This window comes from Pontibacter sp. BAB1700, from assembly GCF_000277005.1.
GTDB classification, from domain to species: Bacteria; Bacteroidota; Bacteroidia; order Cytophagales; family Hymenobacteraceae; genus Pontibacter; species Pontibacter lucknowensis.
Window position 1 is genome coordinate 1 of sequence record NZ_AKIS01000190.1, and the last position, 10,967, is coordinate 10,967.

The 10,967-nt window shown below is 49.5% G+C and carries 12 protein-coding genes and 1 pseudogene; 12 read left to right on the forward strand and 1 reads right to left on the reverse strand.

Features of this window, described 5'->3' with window-relative positions; all coding sequences use genetic code 11:
- The 11 genes and pseudogenes from O71_RS24435 to O71_RS18900 form a co-directional block, all read left to right on the forward strand.
- Nucleotides 1-346, forward strand: a 346-nt coding sequence (locus O71_RS24435) for a hypothetical protein (protein ID WP_007660170.1), incomplete at its 5' end; no start/stop codon positions are given.
- A gap of 92 nt (nucleotides 347-438) precedes the next feature.
- Nucleotides 439-1,338, forward strand: coding sequence for an ABC transporter permease (locus O71_RS18860; RefSeq protein WP_007660171.1), 900 nt, complete (start codon nucleotides 439-441; stop codon nucleotides 1,336-1,338).
- Between the two features lies 1 nt (nucleotide 1,339).
- Nucleotides 1,340-1,567 carry a DUF3098 domain-containing protein gene (locus O71_RS18865; protein ID WP_007660172.1) on the forward strand — a complete coding sequence of 76 codons (228 nt, stop codon included), beginning with the start codon at nucleotides 1,340-1,342 and terminating at the stop codon, nucleotides 1,565-1,567.
- 4 nt (nucleotides 1,568-1,571) lie between these two features.
- Nucleotides 1,572-2,403 (forward strand): annotated as a pseudogene (locus O71_RS18870) (undecaprenyl-diphosphate phosphatase).
- A gap of 1 nt (nucleotide 2,404) precedes the next feature.
- Nucleotides 2,405-3,100, forward strand: a complete 696-nt coding sequence (gene truB, locus O71_RS18875; protein ID WP_007660174.1) for a tRNA pseudouridine(55) synthase TruB — start codon at nucleotides 2,405-2,407, stop codon at nucleotides 3,098-3,100.
- Nucleotides 3,084-4,016: a bifunctional riboflavin kinase/FAD synthetase gene (locus O71_RS18880; protein WP_007660175.1), complete on the forward strand. Its 933-nt coding sequence runs from the start codon at nucleotides 3,084-3,086 to the stop codon at nucleotides 4,014-4,016. The genes truB and O71_RS18880 overlap by 17 nt, the downstream gene beginning before the upstream one ends.
- Nucleotides 4,017-4,139: 123 nt before the next feature.
- Nucleotides 4,140-5,033 carry a hypothetical protein gene (locus tag O71_RS23525; protein WP_051017818.1) on the forward strand — a complete coding sequence of 298 codons (894 nt, stop codon included), beginning with the start codon at nucleotides 4,140-4,142 and terminating at the stop codon, nucleotides 5,031-5,033.
- Nucleotides 5,034-5,099: 66 nt separating this feature from the next.
- Nucleotides 5,100-6,023, forward strand: coding sequence for a DUF389 domain-containing protein (locus tag O71_RS23530; protein WP_192811709.1), 924 nt, complete (start codon nucleotides 5,100-5,102; stop codon nucleotides 6,021-6,023).
- Between the two features lie 160 nt (nucleotides 6,024-6,183).
- A complete protein-coding gene (locus tag O71_RS18890) occupies nucleotides 6,184-6,882 on the forward strand; it encodes a CoA transferase subunit A (RefSeq protein ID WP_007660176.1) in 699 nt (232 codons plus the stop codon).
- Between the two features lie 11 nt (nucleotides 6,883-6,893).
- The gene (locus O71_RS18895; protein ID WP_007660177.1) at nucleotides 6,894-7,550 is read left to right on the forward strand and encodes a CoA transferase subunit B; all 657 of its coding nucleotides are present in this window, start codon (nucleotides 6,894-6,896) and stop codon (nucleotides 7,548-7,550) included.
- A gap of 153 nt (nucleotides 7,551-7,703) precedes the next feature.
- Entirely contained in the window at nucleotides 7,704-9,254 is a 1,551-nt protein-coding gene (locus O71_RS18900) for a carbon-nitrogen hydrolase family protein (protein WP_007660179.1), read from the forward strand.
- A gap of 72 nt (nucleotides 9,255-9,326) precedes the next feature.
- Here the strand turns inward: O71_RS18900 and O71_RS18905 are convergent, their stop codons facing one another.
- Entirely contained in the window at nucleotides 9,327-10,232 is a 906-nt protein-coding gene (locus O71_RS18905) for a chain length determinant protein (RefSeq protein WP_007660181.1), read from the reverse strand.
- Between the two features lie 244 nt (nucleotides 10,233-10,476).
- Between O71_RS18905 and O71_RS18910 the strand changes: the two genes are divergently transcribed.
- Nucleotides 10,477-10,967, forward strand: a 491-nt coding sequence (locus O71_RS18910) for an oligosaccharide flippase family protein (protein WP_007660183.1), incomplete at its 3' end; no start/stop codon positions are given.

Here is a 10,967-nt window from a genome sequence, read left to right on the forward strand (position 1 = left end):
TACCTTCTTTCAGGCGCCTGCGGGTAAGCAGCCAGACAGGTATAGCGCAGCCGCACAGTCCGAGCAGGCTGGTGGTAACAACCGAAGCTCGTATCAGGGGAACTGGTCCATCGAGTACTATATTACACAGAGCGGTGAGTTGAGGGCCCGACTGGAGTATAACACCTTGCCCGAAAACTATCGTACCCGGGTTTCGAATACGCAACGTTTGAGTTTACTGCACACGAAGCGCTTCGACAATTTGCGGGAGCTCTTTGGCCGGGATCGGGATGCACGCCGAGAGCGCCGACGCGAGCAGCGGGAAACCCCCATCATCCTCGACTCCGACCCACGCATGAATCTGTAAAGCCCGGAACACCAGCCGGGCTTTTTGCATTAGCTGGCCGGAAGCACCTCATATTTAAATAATATTTCTATTTTTGCACGGAAGCGTATCGTATGGCAACAACTACCCCCAAGACAGTCAAGAAGAAGAAGCTCGGTAATTACCCGCATGCCATGGTGGTGTTCTCCATCTCCCTGGCTCTGTTTGTAATTGGCCTGTTCGGCATGCTGCTGATCCATGCTGGCAAGCTCTCCGACATTGTGAAGGAAAGCATTGAGATGCAGGTGTACCTGGATCGTGATCTGACGCAGGTACAGCTGGACCGCTTGCAGAAGACATTATCCGCCAAAGAGTATGTGGCTTATAAGGGTGATACGGCCCAGGTACGATTCCTTTCAAAAGAAGAGGGCGCCAAGGCATTTCTGGAGGAGACCGGTGAAGACTTCATGGCCTTTCTGGGAGATAACCCGCTTCGTGACACCTATGTGCTCCGGATAAATGCCGAAAGCTCCAGTTCAGCCCAACTCAAAGGTATAAAAAACGACATCGAAGGTATAGAGGGAGTGTATGAAGTGCAATATGTGGAGAGCCTGATCGAGTCGATCAACAGCAACATCCAAAAAATCAGCATTCTGCTAATCGCTTTTGCAGGTATACTGGTGCTGGTGGTGATTATCCTGATCAACAACACCATCAAGCTTGCCCTGTACTCCCAGCGATTCCTGATCCGGAGTATGCAGTTGGTAGGTGCTACCTCTTTCTTTATTCAGCGTCCTTTTCTTAACCGCGCCGCATTTCAGGGCATCATAAGTGGTATTATTGCCTCTGTTTTGCTTTTTGCGCTGATGCAGTACGCCTACCGCGAGATTACAGAGCTGAGCCTGCTCAAGGACGAAGAGCAAATGTACATGCTCATGATCGCCCTGATTGTTCTGGGTGCCGTGATTGGATTTATGAGCTCTTACCGCGCCGTACGCAAGTACCTGCGCCTTTCACTTGACGAACTATATTAATATGGAAAATAAGAACAAGCTTGCCTTTGGCAGAAAGAACTACATCCTGATGCTGGTGGGCATTGCCGTGCTGGCAATAGGTTTTATCATCATGACACTCGATGACGAGCAGTATGGCCTCGGTTTTATGGGCATCACATTGGGCCCGATCGTTGTCATGGCCGGCTTTGTGATCGAGCTGTTTGCGATCATGGTAAAAGATAGAACACACGAAAACACAGAAGAGTAGTTAGATGAGTGAATGGCAGGCTATCATTTTAGCCATAGTTGAAGGACTTACCGAATTTTTGCCTGTATCCTCTACAGGTCACATGATCATCGCTTCGGCCTGATGGGTATAAACGAGCTTCCGATCACCAAGATATTTGCCGTGAACATTCAGTTTGGTGCTATCCTGTCGGTAGTAGTGCTTTACTGGAAGCGCTTTCTCAACAGTTTTGAGTTTTATCAGAAGCTGATATTTGCCTTTATACCTGCGGCAGTCATTGGCTTCCTGCTCAACGACGTAATCGACGCCATGCTGGGCAGTGTGTTTATCACGGCTGTGATGCTGGTAGCTGGCGGTGTGGTGCTGCTGTTCGTGGACAAGTGGTTCGCCCATGCCCAGGAAAACAAGATCACCTATAAGAATGCACTTGTTATCGGTTTCTTTCAGTGCATTGCTATGATTCCGGGTGTTTCGCGCTCTGCAGCTTCTATTATCGGTGGCCTTACCCAAGGCATCAACCGCAAGGCAGCAGCTGAATTCTCCTTCTTTCTGGCGGTACCTACTATGCTGGCGGCGGCGGGTTATAAGCTGGTTAAGGACCTGCTCAAGCTTGAGATATCAGACATCGTGACCTCGACCTCGTAAAAATCAGAAACAGCTTCGACGTCATCACAGCCGATGACCTGCGCCTGTTGCTTATCGGCAATGTGGTTGCTTTTATAGTGGCTATGATCGCGATCAGGTTCTTCATCAACTTCCTGACCAAGTATGGCTTCAAGATGTTCGGGTATTACCGTATAGCACTAGGTATAGCCTTGCTGGCGCTGCTAGCCATGGGTGTTGACTTAAGAGTATAACATGAACTACAACTTTGAAGCAGGCGAGATACTGCTCCTGGATAAACCGCTTACCTGGACGTCTTTTGACGTGGTGAAAAAAGTGCGCAATACCCTGCGTGTAAAGAAGATCGGCCATGCCGGCACCCTTGATCCGCTGGCATCAGGACTGCTGATCCTGTGCACCGGCAAATTCACCAAACGTATTGACGAAATTCAAGCGCAGGAGAAAGAATACACCGGCACCATCACACTGGGCCAGACCACTCCCTCCTACGACCTGGAAACGCCTGTAAGCGAGAGCAAGGACATCAGTCACCTGACACCAGAGGACATACAAGCTGCTGCCAGTAGTTTTGTAGGCACCATCGAGCAGATCCCTCCTATTTACTCGGCAGTGATGATAGACGGTAAGCGTGCCTATGACCTGGCCCGCAAAGGTAAGGAGGCCGAGATGAAGCCTCGCACTGTTACCATCAAGGCGTTTGACATCACGAACATAGAAGGAGCTGTAGTTTCTTTTAAAGTGATTTGCAGCAAAGGTACCTACATCCGCAGCCTGGCCCACGATCTGGGACAGAAGTTAGGAGTAGGCGCACACCTGTCTGCTCTGGTGCGCACCCGTATCGGGGAGTACAAGTTAGAGGATGCCCTCACGATTGAAGACATTCAGGAAATCAGAAGAGCCCAACTCGAAGCGAATGGAAGTAATTCGTGATATAGCTGAGTTCCCTAAGCTGAGTTTCCCGGTGGTTACCAGCGGCACCTTCGATGGCGTGCATGTGGGCCATCAGAAGATTCTGCAACGTGTGAAGGAGCGTGCCCGCCAGTCAGAGGGTCAGAGTGTAGTGATCACCTACTGGCCGCACCCACGCCTGGTGCTCTTTCCAGAGGACAACGACCTCAGGCTGCTCGCCACTATTGAGGAGCGTATAGAGCAATTGCGCAGTTTCGGAATCGACTATCTGCTGATCATACCTTTTACCAAAGAATTTTCACGCCTGAGTTCGCGCACCTTTATTGAAGATGTGCTTGTGAAGGCCATCCATACCAAAGTGCTCGTCATTGGGTACGACCACCGCTTCGGGAAAAACCGCGAAGGCAGTTTTGAGCATCTGAAAGCCCGCTCCGCCCAATATGGCTTCGAGGTAGAAGAAATTCCGCGTCAGGATGTGGACGACATTGGCGTAAGCTCCACTAAAATCCGCAAGGCGATTGAGTCGGGTGATATACCTACGGCCAACCGCTACCTTGGCCATACCTACAGCCTTACCTCTACCGTGGTGGAAGGCAACAAACTGGGGCGCACCATTGGCTTCCCGACTGCCAACCTGGCCCTGCCCGCTTCGCACAAGCTTATACCTGCCCATGGCGTGTATGCAGTTTGGGTAAAGCACGACGGACAGCGCCTGCCCGGTATGATGAACATCGGCGTACGTCCGACCGTAGACGGATCTCACCTCACGCTGGAAGTACACCTGATCAACTATGAAGGCAACCTCTATGGCCATACCCTGACGGTTGAGTTTGTGGAAATGCTGCGCCAGGAAAAGAAATTTGAAGGACTTGAAGCCCTTAAGGCACAGTTAGCCAAAGACAAAGAAGATACTATGCGTGTGCTGGAAGCGCAGTAAGGTATAGTCAATTCGTAATCAGCTAAACAATCCATCCTTTAAAAGAGTAATCTAAACGATTTCGGACTCTACAGATTCAGGTATAGGTCCGGAATTCAGATAGCTTTTTTAGGCAGAATTTGGATGGAGCACATTACCCTTCTTTACGACCCGGCACAGGAACATGTAGTACAGGATCAAATCATACCTGTATTCGGGGACCAGATTTCCCAGGTACAGCCTTTTCAGCACAACGAAGTCTCCCGGCTGCCCATATCACATGCCTGCTGTGTGGTCACTTACCTCAACGACGAACAGCTTTCCGAAGTAGTGCCAGCTGCTCTGCGGGAGAAGTGGACGCTCGGCTTTCTGCCCCACCCCGACATGAAAGAGGCGCGTCAAGGGTATGGCATATCGGGTGACCTGCTAGAGGCGATCGTGGATATTCGCCAAAGAGACAAAGGTATAAACGCCGACCTACTGATCTGTAATGACAAGCCCGTGTTCAACACCGTGGTGATCGGCAACAGCCTAAGCCTAATGTCGGCCAATGTGTCGCGCAACCCTATTTTGTCGCGCATGGACAAGGTAAAGACTATCTTCCGCCACCCGGAACTGCTCAAACCACGGCCATTTACCATCACGACTGGCAACAAGCCGCCCATCAAAACAGCTGCCTTGGGTATTATATCTGTGCTGCACGGCAAAAGCTCACTGGTGTCACGTATTCTGCTGAAAGACTCTTTTATCAACGATGGGCGCTTGCATGTGCTTATACTGGCACCGCGCAGCATCATGGAACTGGTCAGATTCTCGGTTTCGTCTGCTTTCGGTCAGAACGGCAGCCAGCGGATGCCCTCGTTTATCGGACACATCAAAACACGGTCTGTGGTGATCAGCAGCGAAATTCCGATGGACTTCTCCCAGGATAACAAGCTAATGAGCTCCAGGGAGATAGAGTTGCATGTGAGCGCCGATAAACTCACCATCATACCCGGGCGCTACCTGGTGGTTGATAATAAAAAAAGTGAACGCTGAGGAGAAATTTAAAGTAGGCACACTGCCGCGAAGGGAGTCCTTCCTGAAGAATTTGCGGCAGAATCATTGCCGTGGGTATTCCATGCCTCCACGCATGAGTTCAAGGGGTTGTTTACCGTACTCAGGGAAAATGCGAGGCCATCCAGCGCCTACCTTACCCTGATGGTACTCTCCACGATGCTGGCCACTTTCGGTTTATTTGCCAACTCCACCCCTGTTATCATTGGTGCCATGATCCTGGCTCCCCTGATGTCCCCGATCATATCGCTCTCCATGGGTGTGCTGCGGCAAGACCGCAAACTAACGCTCCAAAGCATGAAGACAATCGGCTATGGCTTGCTGCTGGGCTATGTTGCTGCCATACTGCTGACCTGGCTCAGTCCCCTGCAGGCTATGAACGACGAGATCACCGCCCGCATACGTCCTAACCTCCTGGACCTGGGTGTGGCGATCGTGTCAGGTATAGCGGGTGCTTATGCACACGCCCGAGAAGAGGTGGCCAAGACACTGGCAGGCGTGGCGATTGCAGTTGCGCTTGTTCCTCCCCTGGCTGTGTCAGGCATTGGCATCGGCTGGGCTGACTGGGACGCCTTCATCGGGGCGCTGCTCCTGCTCATGACCAACCTGGCAGGCATTGTGCTGGCCGGTTCTTTCACGTTCATGCTGTTAGGCTTCAGCCCCCTGCATCTGGCCAAAAAGGGGCTACTGGTATCGCTGCTGGTGGTGGTAATCGTGAGTATGCCGCTGGGATACGGCTCCTTTACCATGATCCGGGACCATAAGGTGATCCGTTCACTCAGCAACTTTACAGTGGACGACATAACTGTCAAGCAGGTATCTGTTGTTCGTGGCAACCCCATGACCCTGAGCGTGACGCTTGTATCGGAGGAGCCGATTGACAACGAGGATCTGGATCGTGTGAAAGCTGCCATCTCCCGCGAAGTAGGAACAGAGGTAATGCTGGAAGCCCTGATCGTGGTAAAAAAATAACTCCTCACCTAAGCTGGGACGGATTTCACCTAAAAACGAAAGGGCTTCAATTGTATATGGCCTTTTTTCTATCTAACTTTCTATCGGATAAAATCTAAGTTCAATGGCTGTCGGCGCTGGCTATACCTGCCGGACTGGCACATAAGCATACCTTCTAACGATGATAAATAAAACTGTAAAGAATGCACAGGAAGCCCTGCAGGGTGTGCAGGATGGCATGACCCTGATGCTGGGCGGCTTTGGCCTGTGCGGCATCCCCGAGAATGCCATTCAGGAGTTGCTGCGCCTGGGCGTGAAAGACCTGACCTGTATTTCAAACAATGCCGGTGTAGACGACTTTGGCATTGGCCTGCTCCTGCAGCAGCGCCAGGTGAAAAAGATGATCTCGAGTTATGTGGGCGAAAACGCGGAGTTTGAGCGCCAGTTGCTTAGCGGTGAACTGGAAGTAGAGTTGATTCCGCAAGGTACGCTGGCAGAGCGTATCCGTGCCGGTGGTGCTGGTATACCTGCCTTTTTTACCCCTGCCGGCTACGGCACTGAAGTGGGCGAAGGCAAGGAAAGTCGTGAGTTCAACGGCAAAATGTACCTGATGGAAGAATGGCTGAAAGCAGATTTTTCGTTTGTGAAAGCCTGGAAAGGCGACACAGCCGGCAACCTGATCTACAAAGGCACTGCCCGTAACTTCAATCCTATGATGGCCGCAGCCGGCAAGATCACGGTGGCGGAGGTAGAAGAGCTGGTGCCGGCCGGTGAGTTGGACCCGAACATGATCCATACGCCAGGTATTTATGTACAGCGCATTTTCCAGGGCGAGAAGTACGAGAAGCGTATTGAACAGCGCACAGTTAGAACCGCTTAACCGACAAACAAATGGCTTTAGACAAAAATCAGATAGCGAAACGAATCGCAAAAGAAGTAAAGAACGGCATGTATGTAAACCTGGGCATCGGTATACCTACGCTGGTGGCCAACTACATACCGGAGGGCGTGGAAGTGGTGTTGCAGTCGGAGAACGGACTGCTGGGTATGGGCCCCTTCCCTACTGAGGACAAGGTAGATGCCGACCTGATCAATGCCGGCAAACAAACCATTACAACACTGCCTGGCTCGTCCATTTTCAGCTCTGCCGAGAGCTTTGGCATGATACGGGGTGAGCACGTGGACCTGACCATCCTGGGTGCCATGGAGGTATCGGAGCAGGGCGATATTGCCAACTGGAAGATTCCTGGCAAAATGGTGAAAGGTATGGGCGGCGCTATGGACCTGGTGGCCTCCGCCAAAAACATCATCGTGGCGATGCAACATACCGCACGTGACGGCTCCTCGAAGCTGCTCAAGGAATGTACGCTTCCGATCACAGGCCTTAAGTGCATCAAGAAGATTGTGACAGACCTGGCCGTGCTCGAAGTAACGGAAGACGGTTTCAAACTGTTGGAGCGCGCTCCTGGCGTGAGTGTGGAAGAAATACAGAAAGCAACGGAAGGACGTCTGATTGTAGAGGGGGATATTCCGGAAGTGCAGCTTTAAGGAGCTATACCTGTTACACCGAAAGCGCAGTGCAAAACTGCGCTTTTTCTTTTTAAATTTGCATGAAGGCGCTTTTTACTGCTTTCAACTAAAATATCATATCAAAACGATACTTGCTTCACGTATACCTGAGGCAAGCAACCACAAATATATATGAGTGAAAAGATAGAAGCGAATTCTGAGCACAGACTGTTACTGCGCCAGCTGGAGCTCAAAGACTACAAGGAAGTGAAAGAGATCATGGATCTGGTGTACTCGAATATTGACGGCGCCTGGACCAGAAAAGAGTTCTCCAACCTCCTCAAGAAATTTCCGGATGGCCAGATCTGTATCGAAGACAAAGGCAAGGTAGTGGCTGTGGCGCTCAGCCTGATCGTGGACTACGCTGTGTATGGCGACAAGCATACCTATGAGCAGATTGTGGACAGAGGCACTTTTAAATCACACGATCCGGAGGGCGATACGCTCTATGGAATTGACGTTTTTGTGCACCCCGAGTATCGCAACCTGCGACTTGGCCGTCGTCTGTATGACGCCCGCAAAGAGATCTGTGAAAACCTGAACCTGCGCGGCATCATAGCCGGTGGCCGTATACCTGGCTATAAGGACTATGCTGACAAGCTGACGCCTGCCAAGTACATTGAAATGGTGCGGAATAAGGAGCTGGCTGACCCGGTGCTGTCTTTCCAGCTGAGTAACGACTTCCACGTCCGTAAGATCCTGAAAGGCTACCTCCCCGACGATACAGATTCCCGCGCCTACGCGACCCTGCTCGAATGGGTGAACGTGTATTATGAAGAGAAGGAGAAGCTTATAGGTGGCAAAAAGACCGTTGTGCGCATCGGTATTGTGCAGTGGCAGATGCGTGCAGTAAAGTCCCTCGAGGACATGATGCAGCAGATCGAGTTCTTTGTGGATACCGTGAGTTCCTACAAATCAGACATCGTGGTATTCCCGGAGTTCTTCAACGCTCCCCTGATGGCGCTCTCTAAAGAAGACTCTCCTTCGGAGGCCATCCGAAACATGGCGGAGTACACCGACGAGATACGGGAGCAAATGATTCACATGGCGCTCTCCTACAATATCAACATCATTGCGGGCAGCATGCCGGAGTACTACGACAACAAGCTCTATAATGTAAGCTACCTCTGCCGCCGCGACGGTACTTATGACAAGCAGTACAAGCTGCACGTGACACCAGACGAATCCCATTACTGGGGTATGCGCGGCGGGCATAAGCTAAAAATCTTTGATACCGACATCGGTAAGATCGGCATCCTGATCTGCTACGACGTGGAGTTCCCGGAACTGGCCCGTATGCTGTCTGACATGGACATGAAGATCCTGTTTGTACCCTACTGGACCGATACCAAAAACGCCTACCTGCGCGTGCGCCTCTGCGCCCAGGCCCGAGCCATCGAGAACGAATGCTATGTGGCCATCACGGGTAGCGTGGGTAACCTGCCGAAAGTAGAGAACATGGACATCCAGTACTCTCAATCCGCTGTGTTCTCCCCTTCTGACTTCGCCTTCCCGCATGATGCTGTAGTAGCCGAAGCTACGCCAAACACAGAAATGACCCTGATCGCCGACCTGGACCTGGACCTGCTCAAGGATCTGAACACAGCCGGAAGCGTGCGTAATCTCAAAGACCGCCGCAAGGACCTCTATAACCTGAGTTGGGTATTGAGGCAGGAGGAATAATAAGAATAAACAGAAGCCCCGCTACCTTAAATCAGGTAGCGGGGCTTCTGTTTATAATCTAAGTATATGATACTAAGCTAATCTATTTCGTTTTGATTCAAGATTATGTGCGTATATCAGACCAATGATAAAAAATAAAGCACTGCCAATTAACAAGTAAATCAGCAACTTAGGACCTGTTGGTTTAGCTCTTGGAGGGAAACCATTCACTACTTCAATGTTGTCAAGTCGTTCCAAATCAGCCTCTAGTTCAACTTGCTTCTCGTACATCCCAATACTCTCGCGATATAGATTGGTAGGATCCAATGCCTGTCCATAAACGAATCCATTTACAGGTCCCTGAGGTCTTCCCACAGAAGTTTTGATACTGTCAATGGAAGTGATTTCGTCCTGCAGCTTACCAATCATACTTTCAACCTGTCTCTGCCTAATTCTCTTTTGCTTCGAAAAATACCTGTTACTTTCCAGGTAAGTAACAATTGCAGGCTCCATTAAATCAAATAACTTGGGATCATAAATAGTTAACTCCACACTGAACGGTGATCCTGTCAGAATACTATCTTCGTCAATTCTGTTCGCATCCAGGTTGAAAAACTTCATGTTCTTGATCTGTCTGGCAGAAGCCAACGGAATATCCAGACCATTAGCAATGGATTCATAGTTATCCTCTTCAATCATATCCGACAGATTATTCAGCTGGTTTTCAACGAATTCATTCCTAATCTCAGCCAGCACAAGCGTCATGGAAGAAGTATAATAGGGTTTTGTGAAGTAATAAGCTAAAAATCCTAATGCCGCTCCTATGAGTACTGCAAGCGTAACTAACAGAATACGGCGCTTGATAACTACGAAAGAATAGCCTATACCCTGTCCTATTCGCTTAAGAAATTGAAAAAAGGCCCCTACTAATTTTTGGATATCGATGTATTCATCTTCAGATTCTGATGTTTTGGGGTTTACACCTTTGTCTTTTAACATTATTTTTATTTGTTAGGTAAATGCTTTTCTGGAGGGACAGCCTTTTAGCTAGTGTAGCGCAAATCTAATGCATTATTTGATGTTATTAAATTTCTTAAGGACACTAAATTAATTTTCAAAGTCTGTCAGTAAGGCAGCCTGGGTCATCTAAAATACTTAAATTTGCATTTTGTACACCTGTATTGGCTTTAATTAAGGATACTCCAGTGCCGGCGTGTTACAAAATAAAACCTTAAGAAGTATAATGCCTACATCTATTAAACAGCTCGCTTCCAGGCAGGGGCTGGAGAAATTGCTAAGCAAAATTATCACTGACAAAAACCAGTTAGATGTCTACAAAGCTTCTTTCCTTACTTTAGTATCCACTTTTGTATCGCAGGTATTTACTTTTCTTACCTTTACCTATGCCGCAAGATTCCTGGGTGCGGAGCAGTTCGGAGAGTTTTCGATCGTATACAATTCCGTATTATTTCTTTCCGTCATTATCATTTTTGGGCTGAACCTGCCACTAACTCAGATTATATCTGAACGAATTGCCGCCGGTTCTACCTCATCAATCCCCAATTACATCAGGCAGGCTTACCTGTTGGTGCTTGCTATATTTTTGGTGTACGCATCGGCTTTCTTTCTTTTTACAGATCAGATCAGCCTCGCCCTCACCGGCTCAGCAGACCCCATTCCACTCCTGATTGCCTCATTTTACCTGTTTTTCTTTTGCTATAATACCATTCAGAT